Origin of the sequence: Microbacterium sp. K36 (assembly GCF_004794355.1) — a bacterium.
Taxonomy (GTDB): domain Bacteria; phylum Actinomycetota; class Actinomycetes; order Actinomycetales; family Microbacteriaceae; genus Microbacterium; species Microbacterium paraoxydans_D.
In genome coordinates this window covers 62,620-76,581 of record NZ_SSDN01000086.1, presented here as the reverse complement: position 1 = coordinate 76,581, position 13,962 = coordinate 62,620, and the positions used below count along the sequence as shown (strand labels likewise).

The 13,962-nt window shown below is 70.2% G+C and carries 15 protein-coding genes; 14 read left to right on the top strand and 1 reads right to left on the bottom strand.

The window, feature by feature from the left end:
- Nucleotides 1-41 precede the first annotated feature (41 nt).
- From DW296_RS11235 to DW296_RS11175, 13 genes are all read left to right on the top strand, one after another.
- Nucleotides 42-1,049: a metal ABC transporter substrate-binding protein gene (locus DW296_RS11235; protein WP_136052300.1), complete on the top strand. Its 1,008-nt coding sequence runs from the start codon at nucleotides 42-44 to the stop codon at nucleotides 1,047-1,049.
- On the top strand, nucleotides 1,046-1,897 hold the full coding sequence (locus DW296_RS11230) for a metal ABC transporter ATP-binding protein (RefSeq protein ID WP_446724141.1): 852 nt from the start codon (nucleotides 1,046-1,048) through the stop codon (nucleotides 1,895-1,897). The genes DW296_RS11235 and DW296_RS11230 overlap by 4 nt, the downstream gene beginning before the upstream one ends.
- Entirely contained in the window at nucleotides 1,894-2,766 is an 873-nt protein-coding gene (locus tag DW296_RS11225; protein WP_446724140.1) for a metal ABC transporter permease, read from the top strand. Before DW296_RS11230 ends, DW296_RS11225 begins: the two co-directional genes overlap by 4 nt.
- A gap of 119 nt (nucleotides 2,767-2,885) precedes the next feature.
- On the top strand, nucleotides 2,886-3,302 hold the full coding sequence (locus tag DW296_RS11220) for a Fur family transcriptional regulator (RefSeq protein WP_025102734.1): 417 nt from the start codon (nucleotides 2,886-2,888) through the stop codon (nucleotides 3,300-3,302).
- Nucleotides 3,299-4,339 (top strand): permease, encoded by a 1,041-nt coding sequence (locus tag DW296_RS11215; protein ID WP_136052299.1) that lies wholly within the window; start codon nucleotides 3,299-3,301, stop codon nucleotides 4,337-4,339. The genes DW296_RS11220 and DW296_RS11215 overlap by 4 nt, the downstream gene beginning before the upstream one ends.
- On the top strand, nucleotides 4,332-5,144 hold the full coding sequence (locus DW296_RS11210) for a TIGR03943 family putative permease subunit (protein ID WP_136052298.1): 813 nt from the start codon (nucleotides 4,332-4,334) through the stop codon (nucleotides 5,142-5,144). The genes DW296_RS11215 and DW296_RS11210 overlap by 8 nt, the downstream gene beginning before the upstream one ends.
- On the top strand, nucleotides 5,134-7,014 hold the full coding sequence (locus DW296_RS11205) for a hypothetical protein (protein ID WP_136052297.1): 1,881 nt from the start codon (nucleotides 5,134-5,136) through the stop codon (nucleotides 7,012-7,014). Before DW296_RS11210 ends, DW296_RS11205 begins: the two co-directional genes overlap by 11 nt.
- Nucleotides 7,015-7,027: 13 nt before the next feature.
- Entirely contained in the window at nucleotides 7,028-7,738 is a 711-nt protein-coding gene (locus DW296_RS11200) for a DNA-3-methyladenine glycosylase (protein ID WP_136052348.1), read from the top strand.
- A 191-nt stretch (nucleotides 7,739-7,929) separates the two neighbouring features.
- Nucleotides 7,930-8,166, top strand: coding sequence for a 50S ribosomal protein L28 (rpmB, locus tag DW296_RS11195; protein WP_017203559.1), 237 nt, complete (start codon nucleotides 7,930-7,932; stop codon nucleotides 8,164-8,166).
- Entirely contained in the window at nucleotides 8,166-8,336 is a 171-nt protein-coding gene (rpmG, locus tag DW296_RS11190) for a 50S ribosomal protein L33 (RefSeq protein ID WP_017203558.1), read from the top strand. The genes rpmB and rpmG overlap by 1 nt, the downstream gene beginning before the upstream one ends.
- Before the next feature lie 3 nt (nucleotides 8,337-8,339).
- Nucleotides 8,340-8,645, top strand: coding sequence for a 30S ribosomal protein S14 (gene rpsN / locus DW296_RS11185; RefSeq protein ID WP_017829734.1), 306 nt, complete (start codon nucleotides 8,340-8,342; stop codon nucleotides 8,643-8,645).
- A 321-nt stretch (nucleotides 8,646-8,966) separates the two neighbouring features.
- Nucleotides 8,967-9,254, top strand: a complete 288-nt coding sequence (locus DW296_RS11180) for an HU family DNA-binding protein (RefSeq protein WP_017203554.1) — start codon at nucleotides 8,967-8,969, stop codon at nucleotides 9,252-9,254.
- An 81-nt stretch (nucleotides 9,255-9,335) separates the two neighbouring features.
- A complete protein-coding gene (locus tag DW296_RS11175) occupies nucleotides 9,336-11,348 on the top strand; it encodes a cytochrome c oxidase assembly protein (protein ID WP_136052296.1) in 2,013 nt (670 codons plus the stop codon).
- A gap of 13 nt (nucleotides 11,349-11,361) precedes the next feature.
- Here DW296_RS11175 and DW296_RS11170 read toward each other — a convergent pair whose 3' ends face one another.
- Nucleotides 11,362-12,432, bottom strand: coding sequence for a hypothetical protein (locus DW296_RS11170; protein WP_136052295.1), 1,071 nt, complete (start codon nucleotides 12,430-12,432; stop codon nucleotides 11,362-11,364).
- A 117-nt stretch (nucleotides 12,433-12,549) separates the two neighbouring features.
- Here DW296_RS11170 and DW296_RS11165 point away from each other — a divergent pair, with 117 nt between their 5' ends.
- On the top strand, nucleotides 12,550-13,959 hold the full coding sequence (locus tag DW296_RS11165; RefSeq protein WP_168429024.1) for an ATP-dependent DNA helicase: 1,410 nt from the start codon (nucleotides 12,550-12,552) through the stop codon (nucleotides 13,957-13,959).
- Nucleotides 13,960-13,962 lie beyond the last annotated feature (3 nt).

Below are 13,962 nucleotides of genomic sequence, written 5' to 3'. Positions count from 1 at the left end.
CGGTTTGATAATGGTTCTCATTAGCGATTAGAGTAGGAATCATGAAGAAGCCCGTCCTCGCCCTCACGCTCGCCTCGGTCGCCGCCCTCACGCTGGCCGGATGCTCGTCGACCTCCGGCGCGGCGGAGGACGACGGCACGGTGGCGGTCGTCGCGAGCACGAACGTCTACGGCGACATCGCCGCGCAGGTCGGCGGCGACCGGGTCGACGTCACCTCGATCATCGACTCGGTCACCCAGGACCCGCACTCCTACGAGGCGAGCGCTCGCGACCGCCTCACGCTGCAGAAGGCCGACCTCGTGGTGGAGAACGGCGGCGGCTACGACGCGTTCATCGACAGCCTCCTGCAGGATGCGCAGGACCCGCACGTCGTCACGGCCGTGGAGTTCTCGCACGACTACCCGGGCAACGAGGGTCACGAGGAGGGCGAGGACCACGATCACGCCGACGACGAGTCCGCGACGGACGAGGCGCACGATCACGAGGCCGAGGGGGAGGACCACGCCGGCCACGATCACATCGAGGGCTTCAACGAGCACGTCTGGTTCGACCCGCACACGATGATCCACGTCGTCGAGGCGATCGCCGACGAGCTCACCGAGATCGACCCCGACGGCGCCGACACGTTCCGCGCGAACGCGGACGAGCTCGTCGCGGAGCTGGAGGGCTTCGAGGGCGACCTCGAGGCGATCAAGGCGGATGCCGGCGGTGCGACAGTGTTCCTGACCGAGCCGCTGCCCGGCTACCTGGCCACCGCCGCCGGGCTCACGGACGTCACCCCGGACGGCTTCGCGGAGTCCGTGGAAGAGGGCAGCGACGTCGCGCCCGCCGTGCTGCTCGAGGCGCTCCAGGTCGTGGGCGCCGGCGATGTGACCGCCGTGCTCACCAACGCTCAGACCGGGGGCGCGGAGACGGAGCGCGTGGAGAAGGCCGCGGAGGACGCGGGCGTGCCCATGGTCGCGTTCACGGAGCTGCTCGAGGACGGATCGTCGTACTCTGAGTGGATGAGTGACGCGATCCAGAGCCTCGCCGCCGCCGTCCAGTCGTGAGCGGAGCCGTTCGGCACGCTCAGGGACCCGCCGAGGTCCGCGGTCCGGTCCTCGAGATCGCGGACGGCGCCCTGCAGCGGGGCGACCGCGAGCTCTGGTCGGGGCTCGACCTCACGGTGCAGCCCGGGGAGTTCATCGCCGTGCTCGGCCCGTCGGGCTCCGGGAAGACGACGCTCCTCCGCAGCATCCTGGGACTCCAGCCCCTCTCGCGCGGCAGCATCCGCGTGGCCGGCGAGCCGGTGCACCGTGGCAACGCCCGCATCGGGTACATCCCGCAGCAGCGCTCGCTCGCCCCGGACACGAGCATGCGAGCCCGTGATCTCGTCGCCCTCGGCGTGCAGGGCAGCCGTTTCGGCTTCCCGGTCCCGCACCGCGGCGACCGGGCGAAGGTCGACGCGCTGCTGGCCGCGGTCGGGGCGACCTCGTACGCGGACCGCCGGGTGGGCCTGCTCTCCGGCGGGGAGCAGCAGCGTCTCCGGGTCGGACAGGCGCTGGCCGACGAGCCCGCACTGCTCCTCTGCGACGAGCCGCTGTCGAACCTCGACCTCGCCAACCAGGTCGCCGTCACCGACATCATCGACCGGCAGCGTCGGGAGCGCGGGGCCGCCGTGCTCTTCGTCACGCACGACGTCAACCCGATCCTGAACCGCGTCGACCGCATCCTCTACATCGCCGGGGGCCGGTTCCTCCTCGGGACCCCGGAGGAGGTTCTGCAGACCCGCGTGCTGACGGACCTCTACGGCACCCCGGTGTTCGTGCTCCGCGCCGGCGACCGGCTCGTCGTCGTCGGCGTCCCCGATGCGGAGCCGCACCACGACCACGACCACGAGCATGGGGGCGCCGCATGATCGCCGCGTCCGCCCTCGTCCCGATGGTCGGCTGGGACGACATCTTCTCGTTCCAGGACTACGGCGAGCTCGTCGCCCTGCTCTCGAACTCGATCATCGCGGGTGCCGTGCTCGGCCTCGTCGGCGGCCTCATCGGGGTCTTCGTCATGCAGCGCGATCTCGCCTTCGCGGTGCACGGGGTGAGCGAGCTCTCCTTCGCGGGGGCGGCGGCGGCGCTGCTGTTCGGCGGCAGCGTGGTGCTCGGCTCCCTCGGCGGAGCCCTCGTGGCGGCGATCCTCATCGGGGTCCTCGGCGCCAAGGCCAGGGACCGCAATTCGATCGTCGGCGTGCTCATGCCGTTCGGGCTCGGTCTCGGCATCCTGTTCCTGTCGCTGTACGACGGCCGGAGTGCCAACCGGTTCAGCCTCCTCACGGGGCAGATCGTGTCGGTCTCGAGCCCCGACCTCGGCTGGCTCATCGGCATCAGCCTCGTGGTGCTGCTCGGCCTGCTCGTGATGTGGAATCCGCTGCGCTTCGACTCGCTCGACCCGGAGTCGGCGGCCGCCCGCGGGGTGCCCACCCGCACCGTGAGCCTGCTGTTCATGGTGCTGCTGGGGCTCATCGTCGCGGTGAGCGTGCACATCATCGGCGCGCTGCTCGTGATGGCGCTGCTGGTGACGCCGGCTGCCGCGGCCATGCGGATCACGGCGGGTCCTGTCGCGGTGCCGGTGCTGGCGGCGTTGTTCGGGTTCGTCTCGGCCGTCGGCGGGATCCTGCTCGCTCTCGCCGGAACCCTCCCGGTGAGCCCCTACATCACGACCCTGTCGTTCACGATCTACGTCGTGTGCTGGATCGTGCAGCGCGTCCGTTCCCGGGTCACCCGCGTCTGACCCCGTTCAAGTCGCTCACTTTGCTCTATTTCGGCCGGAGATGCTGCCAATCGGGCGACGTGAAGCGGGGGTGGGCCGCTCCCAGCCCTCGCCAACCGTCCCGGCCTAGAATCGATGGCATGGCTCAGCGGAACACCTGGCAGCGCGAACGCGTGCGCGAAGCGCTCGCCGACGCGCGCGGTTTCGTGAGCGCGCAGAGCCTCCACGCGACACTCCGGGACGACAACACCGGGATCGGCCTGGCCACGGTCTACCGCGCTCTCGCCGGGCTTGCGGCCGCGGGCGACGCCGACTCGCTGCAGAGTCCTGAGGGGGAGGCGCTCTATCGCGCGTGCACCACTCAGGGCCACCACCACCACCTCATCTGCCGATCCTGCGGCCTCACGGTCGAGATCGAGGCGAAGGACGTGGAGCAGTGGGCTCATCGCACGGCCGCTCTGCACGGCTTCACCGAAGCCGCCCACGTGGTCGACATCTTCGGGCTCTGCACCCCCTGCGCCAACAAGCGCGACGCCGAGAGGGCTGCGACAGCGTGACCGCCCCGGCACGAACGGCCACCCGTCCGGGCCACACGCACCGTCGAGCGCCCTCGCCGCGCTCGACGTGGATCGCTGTCAGCATCGGCGCCGTGATCGTCGCGGCGCTGTTCCTCATCGACGCCTTCCTCCCCACCCTCTTCCCCGCCTCGCTTCCCACCCGAGCGCAGGACGGTCTGACGCTCGCCCTCAGCGTGCTCATCGAGGCGCTGCCGTTCGTCGTGCTCGGCGTGCTGCTGTCGATCGTCGTGCAGGTCTGGCTCCCGGCGGACGTCATCCACCGCTGGCTCCCGCGACGGGCGTGGGCTCGCCGGGCCGTGCTCTCCCTGCTCGGCATGCTCATCCCGGTCTGCGAGTGCGGAAACGTCCCGTTCGCCCGCGGGCTCATGATGCGCGGACTCGCCCCCGCGGAGGCGCTGACCTTCCTCATCGCGGCGCCGATCGTCAACCCGATCGTGATCCTCACGACGCACGCCGCCTTCGGATGGGACGGCGGCATCCTCGTCGCCCGCCTCGTCGGCGGCTACCTCATCGCGAACCTCATCGGGTGGATCTACAGCCGCCACCCCTCGCCGGAGTCGCTGCTCACACAGCGCTTCGTCGACACGTGCGAGCGCGTCACGCACGAACCGGGGACCCCCGTGCGCCGCAGTCTCACGCAGTTCCTCGTGGAGCTGCGGGCCGTGATGCCGGCGCTCGTGATCGGCTCCGCGCTCGCCGGGGCCGTCCAGGTGCTCATCCCGCGCGACGTCCTGCTCACGATCGGCGCCAACCCCGTGCTCTCGATCATCGCGATGATGCTGCTCGCGATCGTCGTGGCGATCTGCTCCAACGTCGACGCCTTCTTCGCGCTGTCGTTCGCGTCCACCTTCTCCTCGGGGGCGCTCGTCGCGTTCCTCCTCGTCGGGCCTCTCGTCGACATCAAGATGCTCGCGCTGATGCGCACGACGTTCACCACCAGGACGCTCGTCGGCATCACCGCCGTCGTGCTGGCATCGGCCTTCGCGATCGGGATCGGGGTGAACGTCCTTGCCTGAGTTCTCCGCCCGCTCCCGCGCCCTTGCCACCCGGTGGCTGGGGATCGGTCTCGCCTCGGTCGTCGCCGTCGTCACCCTCGGCCTCGCGGTGACCGACCGTCTCAGCCTCTACATCAGCCCGGAGTCGGTGTGGTTCGCATCCGCCGCCGCCGTCGTGACGCTCGCCGGGGCCGTCTGGTCGTGCATGCTGCCGTTGGGTGCCGAGGAGGACCACGGGCACGACCATGGCCCCGCGGCCTCGCGCTCCGCCGGGCCCGAGGCGCCCTCGTCCGACGAGACCGCGCACCCCTCCGGGCCGTCGCGCCGGAGTCTCGCGGGTGTCGGTGCGCTGGCCGGCGGCGTGGTCGCGACCGGTGTCGTCGTCTCCGCGCTCGTCCTCCCGCCCGCCTCGCTCTCGGTGGAGCTCGCGATGTCCCGCGCCGGGGAGCAGACCGCGCTGTTCGCCGGCGCCGACACCGTCGCCCTCGGGGTCGCTGACACGTCGACCTTCGGTGTGGGCGACTGGGCGAGCGTCTTCGCCGCCGCGACCAACACCACGGCGTACGACGGAGCCGACGTCACGTTGCAGGGCTTCGTCACGCCGGGCGAGGGGGACGACGTCAACCTCACACGCCTCGTGATCACCCATTGCGTCATCGACGCCCAGACGGCGGCGCTGCCGGTGAGTGTGGATGCCGACGCGTACAAGACGGGCCAGTGGGTCGAGGTCACCGGGACGGTGCGGGCGGACGAAGACGGCTCCCTGCACATCGAGCCGACCGACGTCGTGGCGATCGACGAGCCGAAGGACCCGTATGAGTACTGACGACGAGCGGCCGGAGTCGCCCGACGTCCCACGCACCCGCGCCGAGCTGCGTGCTGCCAGGGAGGCAGCGGAGCGCGCTGCGGAGGAGCAGACCGCGGCGGAGCGCGCGGCAGCCGAACAGGCCGACGCGGAGCTGGTCGCAGAGGAGCGAGCGGCCGTGGAGCGCATGGCGGCGGAGGTCGCCGCCGAGCAGGCAGCCGTCGACCGGGAAGCCGCAGCGGAGCGCGAAGCCGCAGCGGAGCGCGAAGCAGCCGAGCGCGAAGCAGCCGAGCGCGAAGCAGCCGAGCGTGCGGCAGCGGAGCGCGGAGCCGCCACACGTGCTCCGGAGGAGCCGGCTCCCGGCATCCCCGCGATCCCGCAGGCGCCCGAACCGGTGTTCACCCCCGCGGGCCCGACGTCCGCTTCCCGAGCAGACGGCGTCGTCGAAGATGCCTCGGAGCCGGGCTGGACGCCCACCACCGACCTCCCCGCCGATGACGAGGCGCCGCGGAGCGCCCCGTGGTCCCGGCGCCGGTTCCTCGTCACGATCGGCGCCGTCGTCGGGGTGCTCGTGCTCGTCGGCACGGGCCTCGGAATCGTGAGCCTGCTCCAGGGCCCCCGGGTCACCGACGTGCAGGTCGACGCCGCGCAGGCCATCGAGTCGTCAGGGAGCCGCGTCATCCTCACGGCGAATCAGCCGCTCTCCGCGATCGATCCCGAACAGGTCACGGTCGAGCCGTCGGTGCCGTTCACGGTCGATGCCGCCGGCCGCGGGGTGGGCGTGCGTTTCACCGTGCCCCTCGACGACGACACGACCTATACCGTGACCGTCGCCGGGGTGACGGGCGCCGGAGGAGGCCCCGCCGCAGACCTGACGACGTCCTTCGAGACGCCGGCGTCGTCGATCTTCCTCCTGCGCCGCGACCCCGACGGCGACGACATCATCTTCCGCACCGACCTGAGCGGCGAGAACGCGCAGCCGGTGTTCTCCCACCCGCGCATCGACGACTTCCGGGCCACGTCCACGCAGCTCGTGGCCGCTGTCGAGGACGACGACCAGTCGCGGCTGCTCGTGATGGACAGGGACGGCTCCGATCAGCGCGAGCTCCCGCTGCCCGGCGAGGGGTACGTGGGCGCGATCCAGGTGTCCGAGCGCGGCAACCTCGTCGGCTACAGCTACTCCGATCGCGAGCTCAGCGACACGGAGGGGCGCGCGAGCGTGCTCGTCACCCAGTCGCTGAGCGGCGACGACGAACCCCGCATCATCGAGGTCGGCGACAAGGAGGTGAGCGTCTTCGTGTGGCAGTTCGTGCCCGACAGCGCCGCCGTCCTGTTCATCGACTTCGACGGGGCGCTCTCGCTCGTCGATCAGTCCGCCGACACGGGCGTGCAGTCCCTCGGGCTCGCGACGACGATCCAGGGCATCTCGCGCGGCACGTACACCGCGATCGTCGAGCGACTGGACGGATCGGTGGTGGAGCTCGACCTCGCGGACGGATCCGAAGAGCCGCTCGCCGCGTCCGAGCCGGATTACGGCACCGCCACCTCCATCACCCCGTTTCCCGGGGGGACCCTGCGCCACGTCGTCGCCCGGGATGAGGGCGGTCTCCCGGTGGGGCAGGCCGTGATCCGGGTCGACGACTCCGGAGCCGCCACGCCGCTCGTCGAAGTGAGTGCCGCCGATTCGATCCTCCAGGCCTGTGCATCGCCGAGCGGGCAGTACGCCGCTGTGGCGATCGCGCCGGACATGGCGGACAACCCGTACGACGGCATGCTGTTGCCGCTGCCGGAGAAGCTCGAGACCCACCTCATCGACATGAAGACCGGGGACGAGATCGTCGCGCTGACCGGCTTCGATGCGTCCTGGTGCCAGACGGCGCCGCGGTTCTGACGTGACGGAGCCCATGACGCTGCGGCGCGCGAACCGTGATGACGTGATGAGCTCCGCCGTCGAGGTCGCGCCGGCCCTCCTCGGCGCGGAGCTGCGGACCGTCGTCGTCGAGGACGGCCTCCCGGTCGAGGTGCGCGTGCGCATCACCGAGGTCGAGGCGTATCACGGGCAGGGTACGGGTGCGGTGGCCGACCCCGGGTCGCACGCCCGCATGGGGCGCACGGCCCGGAACGCGACCATGTGGGGCGAGCCCGGGCATCTGTACGTGTACCTGAGCCACGGCATCCACTCCTGCGTCAACGTGGCCTGCGGCCCCGAGGGGCAGGGCGACGGCGTGCTGCTGCGTGCCGGGGAGATCGTGTCCGGCGTGGAGGCGGCGGCCCGACGACGACGTGCGGTCCCGCCGCTCGGCCGCACCGCCCTCCGGGACCTCGCGCGCGGACCGGGACGGCTCGGACAGGCCGCGGGGCTGCGGCACTCCCTGCACGATGGCCTGGACGCCATCACGGGCGACGAGCAGAACGGCGCGAGGGCGGAGCTGTGGCTCGGCTCTCCCTTGGTGGACGTCGCCCAAGGTCCGCGGGTGGGGGTGGCGGGCATTGCCGGGACGGATGCCTTCCCCTGGCGTTTCTGGATCCCCGGCGACCCGACAGTCTCGGCCTTCCGGTGGGGGCGGGGCGCCGCCGACGCTTCGAGTCGCGCGAATGGCGGCTTCTCCGGCTGAGATGGGGCCATTCAGGCGATTCGAACGGCGGGCCGAGGCCGTGCTAGACTGACTCTTCGTCTGCGCACGCTCCTGTGCGCAGTTCGTGTGCTCCCCCTTCTTCCGCCGAGAGATCGGCATGCGGGGCGGCGTGCAGACAAGGGATCTTGGGTGAGGCCGTCCGGTCTCACGGTAATGAAGGAGTCATCATCATGGCAGCAGTGTGCCAGGTGACCGGAGCTGTTCCCGGCTTCGGTCACAACGTCTCGCACTCGCACCGCCGGACGAAGCGTCGCTTCGACCCGAACGTGCAGAAGAAGACCTATTTCGTGCCCTCGCTCGGTCGTAAGATCACGCTCAACGTGTCCGCCAAGGGCATCAAGGTGATCGACGTGCGCGGCATCGAGAACGTCGTCAAGGACCTCCAGGCGAAGGGTGTGAAGCTCTAATGGCCAAGAAGGCTCAGGACGTCCGTCCGATCATCAAGCTGCGTTCGACGGCGGGTACGGGTTACACGTACGTGACCAAGAAGAACCGCCGCAACACCCCCGACCGCCTCGTGCTCAAGAAGTACGACCCGGTCATCCGTCAGCACGTCGAATTCCGAGAGGAGCGTTGATCCATGGCTAAGAAGAGCAAGATCGCGCGCAACGAGCAGCGCAAGGTCATCGTCGAGCGCTACGCCGAGCGTCGTGCCGAGCTGAAGAAGACCCTGGTCGACCCGAACGCCACCGACGAGGCCCGCGAGGCCGCCCGCGTCGGCCTGCAGAAGCTGCCGCGCAACGCGTCGCCGGCTCGCGTGCGTTCGCGCGACGTCATCGACGGCCGCCCCCGCGGTGTCCTCACGAAGTTCGGCATCTCACGTGTCCGCTTCCGTGACATGGCGCACCGTGGCGAGCTGCCCGGTGTGACCAAGTCGAGCTGGTAAGCACTAGCGAAAAGGGCGAGGATCTTGGATCCTCGCCCTTTTTGCATGCCCGGCGACGCAGGCGATCGCGCGGGATCAGGCGCGTGAGCGGGGGAACGCCTGATCCCGCGCGGGGGCCTGAACCCGCCAGGGGGCCATCGAAAACCTGTGACACGAGTGACCAATGTGACGCGACACGCCGGGAAATAGGTCGAAACCCGCGAAATGACGCGGAAATCCGGGTGGCCGTTGGTACATTCGAGGCGGTCACACGACCAACGGGGAGCACCCGCTCCTCGCACCCACACACGATGCGACGGTCCTTCGTCGCTGGAGGATGACATGGCTGACAAGTCCATCACCAAGACCGAGCTCGTCGCGAGCATCGCTTCCGCCACCGGCCAGAGCCAGGCCACCGTCTCCGGTGTCCTCGACTCGCTGTTCGCCACGGTCTCCGACGCTGTCGCCAAGGGCAGCAAGGTCTCCATCCCGGGCTGGATCTCGTTCGAGCAGGTCGACACGGCCGCCCGCACGGGCCGCAACCCGCAGACCGGCGCCGAGATCAAGATCCCGGCCGGCAAGCGCGTCAAGGTGACCGCCGGTTCCAAGCTCAAGGCTGCCGTCAAGTAAGACCGCACCTTTCGAAGGCCGCCCCCACTTCGGGGGCGGCCTTCGTGCTTCCTCCCTGCTGCGCGCGCCTAGGCTGGAGGGGTGAGTTCCCGCACCGAGACGCCGCGCTCGACGTCGGCGTACCGTCTCGCCGGCATCGTCATCCTCCTCGCCGCTGCCGGCGTCGCCCTCGTCTGGGCGCTGCTCGCCGGGGGAGGGGCGAACCCGCCGCTGCTGCAGGACCCCGGACCCGTGGTGCTGTGGGGCACGCCGCTGGCGAAGCTCGTGATGAACCTCGCCGGCGCGCTCATGCTCGGATCGCTCGTGCTGGCCTTGTTCGGACTGCGAGCGGGAGAGCGCACGTTCGACACGGCCCTGAACATCGCCTCGGTCGGCGCCGCCGTCTTCACCGTCTCCGCGGGTCTCGCCGGCTTCTTCTCCTTCATGGCCGCCTTCAACCCGCAGCTCAGCATCGAGCGCGAGTTCGGCTCGCAGCTCGGGCGCTTCCTGCTCGAGCTTCCGCTGGGGCAGTCCTGGCTGATCACGACGATCCTAGGCGCGGTCATCACGGTGCTCGCGTTCGCCTGGCGCACGTGGACGCCCACATTGATGACGGCGCTGCTTGCCGCGGTGTCGTTCCTGCCGCTCGCGACGCAGGGGCACGCAGGCGACCTCGACGGACACAACATGGCCGTCAACTCCATCCTGCTGCACACGATAGGCGCGGCCGTCTGGCTGGGCGGACTGCTCCTCCTCGTGCTCCTCCGTGGGCAGCAGGGCCTCGATCTGCCCACGCTCGTCCGCCGGTACTCCTCCCTCGCGATCGCCGCCTTCGCGGTCGTCGCGGTCTCCGGCTTCACCCGGTCAATCGTGGCCGTCGGGAGCTGGGAGGCCGTGTGGACCACCCCCTACGGACTCATCGTCGTCGTCAAGGCCATCCTGCTCGTCGGAATGGGGCTGCTCGGCGCCTGGTACCGCACGCGTCTGATCCCGAAGCTGAGCGGGGACCGCGCGTCCCGGTGGTTCTGGGCGCTCGTCCTCGGCGAGGTGACGCTGATGGGACTCGCCTCCGGTGCCGCGGCCGCGCTCGCGCGCACGCCCCCGCCCACCGGCGAGGTCGCGGCGTTCGCGCAGACCCCGGCGCAGATCCTCACAGGATCGCTGCTGCCGCCCGAGCTCACGCTGGAGCGCTGGTTCACGGCCTGGGACATCGACCTGCTGTGGCTCGTCGCGGCGGGCTTCGGACTCTTCTTCTATCTCGCGGGTGTGCGCCGACTCCGGCTGCGCGGCGACCGCTGGCCGATCCACCGCACGGTGTTCTGGGTGCTCGGCCTGCTGCTGCTGGTGTGGGTGACCGGCGGTCCCATCAACGCGTACCAGGAGTACCTCTTCAGCGTGCACATGCTGGGGCACATGATGCTCTCGATGGCGATCCCGCTGCTGCTCGTCTCCGGGGCGCCGATCACCCTCGCCCTGCGCGCCATCCACAAACGCGACGACGGCACGCGCGGCGGGCGCGAATGGATCATGTGGGCCGTCCACTCGCCGTTCGCGCGGGTCGTCACGCATCCGATCGTGGCGGCGGCGATCTTCATCCTCTCGCTCTGGGCGTTCTACTTCACCGACCTCGTGCGCTGGTCGATGTTCGAGCACCTCGGGCACGAGTGGATGGTCGCCCACTTCCTGATCTCGGGGTACCTGTTCGTGATGAGTCTGATCGGTGCCGACCCGGTGCCCTACCGCCTGCCGTACCCCGGCCGGCTCATCACGCTCATCGCCGTGATGGCCATGCACGCGTTCTTCGGCATGGCGATCATGATGCAGGAGGGGCTCATGGTCGCCGACTGGTTCGGCGCGATGGGCCGCGACTGGGGTGCCGACCCGATGACCGACCAGTACGTGGGCGGTGGCATCGCGTGGTCGATCGGAGAGATCCCGACCCTCATCCTCGCGATCACCGTCGCGATCCAGTGGAGCCGGAGCGACACCAAGCTCCAGCGGCGCCGAGACCGGCACGCCGATCGCACCGGCGATGCCGAGCTGGAGGAGTACAACGCGCGGCTCGCCGACCTCGCCGCCCGGGATCAGCGCGCGGCGGAGCGCCAGCGCCGCTGATCCGCCCCCGGCCTCACTGCACCGGGTCGTCCGGGGAGCCGACCCGGATCGAGGCCGAGCCGTCCGGGAGGATGGCGATGGAGCCGTTGACCCGGAAGGGCACGTCTTCGGAGACCGGCTCCACAGACCCGTCGAAGAGAGACTGGATCTCGACCTCGACATGCGCCACGGCTGCGGTGGGCGGGATCTGCCAGTGGCCGTCGTCGGACGGCGCGACCATGATCTCCGGCTGCTGGGCGATGGACCATTTCGGTGGCGCAGCGATCCTGTTCTCGACACGCAGGCCGAACGGACACGCGGTGGGCTGCAGGACCTCCTGCGTGGTGCACGCGGTGAGGAACTCCTCGACCCGCTCCTGGACCACGTCGACGAACTCCTCCGTCGGCTCGGCCTGTACATCGAGAGGGGTCACGGCGAGCGGCTCGTCGGCGAGCACGCCGTGGCCGGAGGATTCCGCGATCGCGGTGTCGACCGTGACGGAGTAGATCCCCGGGGTGAAGACCAGCAGCGGCAGAGGCTCGAGGGGTTGCGCCGCGGCCCCGGCGGCGGAGATCTGGCGGCGGTCGACCTCGAACCCGTTCACGGCGAACTGGTCGGCGCCGCGCACCGTGAGCTCGACGACGGCGAGGGGGCTGGTCGTGAACCGCCAGTTCGGCGTGATGCCGGCCCAGCCGTCCTGCGCGACGTGGAAGGTGCTCGTGCCGGAGTGGCCGCCGGCGCGGTAGCTGACGGTCACCGCTGTGCCGTCGCCGGAGGGCTCCTCCGATTCGACCTCGACGTCGCTGAGCGGACCGAGGGCCGAGCGCCGCAGCATCGCCTCGGACGCGGCGGGGTCGATGCCCGCCTCATCGAGGGTCTCCCGATCGATCGCGACCCCGGGCACGCGGAGGGCGTCGGCGGCCCGTCCCTCGGCGAGCAGATCGAGATAGCGGACCACGAACGCCGACGGGCCGTAGAACTGCCGGTAGAGGGTCGCACCTCCTGCGCCGATCGCGGCCAACAGGAGGATGCCGATGAGCCCGAGGATCGCCAGATCGGCGCCCAGGCGCGATCGCCGGGGCGCGCGCGTCCCGGCCCGCTCCATGCCGGTCAGTCTAGGAGGGCGTCCTGGGGGGACGCCGAGCGTCGGCGGACCCGGGCCGGACGGGGCACGTAGCATGGGGGAGCATCCCGTGTCCGCCCCACCAGCCCTGTGAGAACCGTGTCCCTTCCCGCCCTGTCCGAGGAGCAGCAGGAGCTGTTCCGGCTCATCGAGGACACCGCGGAGCACGTCTTCATCACCGGACGCGCGGGCACCGGCAAGTCCACGCTGCTGCAGCATTTCGCCTGGAACACGAAGAAGCAGATCGCGATCTGCGCCCCTACCGGCGTGGCAGCGCTGAACGTGGAGGGGCAGACGATCCACTCCCTGTTCCGACTCCCGATCGGGCTCATCGGGGACGGCGACATCGATCAGAACGACGCGACGCGACGCATCCTCAATGCCATCGAGACTCTCGTGATCGACGAGATCTCCATGGTCAACGCCGACCTCATGGACGCCATCGACCGGTCGCTGCGCCAGGCGCGCGGGCGGCGGGGCGAGCCGTTCGGCGGCGTGCAGATCGTCATGTTCGGCGACCCGTACCAGCTCGCTCCGGTCCCGCCGCGCGGGGACGAGGCACGGTACGTCAAGGATCACTACCGGTCGTTCTGGTTCTTCGACGCGAAGGTGTGGGCAGGCCCTTCGACAGACCCTTCGACAGACTCAGGAACCCAGGGGTCCCAGGGGGCGCTGTTCGAGGTGGACACCCGGGCCGAGCTGCACGTGCGGGAACTCGTGCAGATCCACCGCCAGTCGGACGACGGCTTCAAGTCCATGCTCAACGCCGTCCGCTACGGACGGGTGACGGCGGAGATCGCCGGGATCCTCAACGCCCAGGGCGCGCGCACCCCTCCGGACCCCGAGCCGGGCGAGGTGCCGATGATCACCCTCGCCACCCGCAACGACATCGTCAACAGCATCAACAGCCGGCATCTCGCGGCGCTTCCGGGCAAGGAGCAGACGGCACGCGCGGAGGTCAACGGCGACTTCGGCCGTGGGGAGGCGTCTCTTCCGGCCGAGTCCGAGCTGAAGCTCAAGGTGGGTGCGCAGGTGATGTTCCTGCGCAACGACACCGCGATGACCGGAGAGCCGCCGCGGTGGGTGAACGGCACCATCGGCACGGTGACCCGCATCCTCGGCGGGACCGTCCGGGTGGAGATCGACGGCGAGGAGGTCGACGTCGAGCCGGCCGTGTGGGAGCGGTTCCGGTACGCCTACGACCCGAACACGAAGAAGCTCTCCCGCGATGTCGTCGCCGAGTTCACCCAGTTCCCGCTGCGGCTCGCATGGGCTGTGACGATCCACAAGTCGCAGGGCAAGACCTACGACCGGGCCGTGATCGACCTGGGTTCCGGGGCGTTCGCGCCAGGCCAGACCTACGTCGCGTTGAGCCGGCTCACCTCGCTGGACGGGTTGTACCTCTCGCGTCCGCTGCGGCCGAGCGACATCCGCGTGGATGAGGACGTGCGGCGGTTCATGCGCGACGCGTGGCTCGCTGCCTCCACGCCGGAGCTGCCGAGGACCTGACGC

What these genes read in the sequence shown, in the direction of transcription:
- rpmG (WP_017203558.1), top strand. Translation starts at nt 8,166, where the DNA reads ATGGCCAAGAAGGCTCAGGACGTCCGTCCGATCATCAAGCTGCGTTCG.
- DW296_RS11205 (WP_136052297.1), top strand. Translation starts at nt 5,134, where the DNA reads ATGAGTACTGACGACGAGCGGCCGGAGTCGCCCGACGTCCCACGCACC.
- DW296_RS11180 (WP_017203554.1), top strand. Translation starts at nt 8,967, where the DNA reads ATGGCTGACAAGTCCATCACCAAGACCGAGCTCGTCGCGAGCATCGCT.
- DW296_RS11225 (WP_446724140.1), top strand. Translation starts at nt 1,894, where the DNA reads ATGATCGCCGCGTCCGCCCTCGTCCCGATGGTCGGCTGGGACGACATC.
- rpsN (WP_017829734.1), top strand. Translation starts at nt 8,340, where the DNA reads ATGGCTAAGAAGAGCAAGATCGCGCGCAACGAGCAGCGCAAGGTCATC.
- DW296_RS11235 (WP_136052300.1), top strand. Translation starts at nt 42, where the DNA reads ATGAAGAAGCCCGTCCTCGCCCTCACGCTCGCCTCGGTCGCCGCCCTC.
- DW296_RS11220 (WP_025102734.1), top strand. Translation starts at nt 2,886, where the DNA reads ATGGCTCAGCGGAACACCTGGCAGCGCGAACGCGTGCGCGAAGCGCTC.
- DW296_RS11170 (WP_136052295.1), bottom strand. Translation starts at nt 12,432, where the DNA reads ATGGAGCGGGCCGGGACGCGCGCGCCCCGGCGATCGCGCCTGGGCGCC.
- DW296_RS11200 (WP_136052348.1), top strand. Translation starts at nt 7,028, where the DNA reads ATGACGCTGCGGCGCGCGAACCGTGATGACGTGATGAGCTCCGCCGTC.
- rpmB (WP_017203559.1), top strand. Translation starts at nt 7,930, where the DNA reads ATGGCAGCAGTGTGCCAGGTGACCGGAGCTGTTCCCGGCTTCGGTCAC.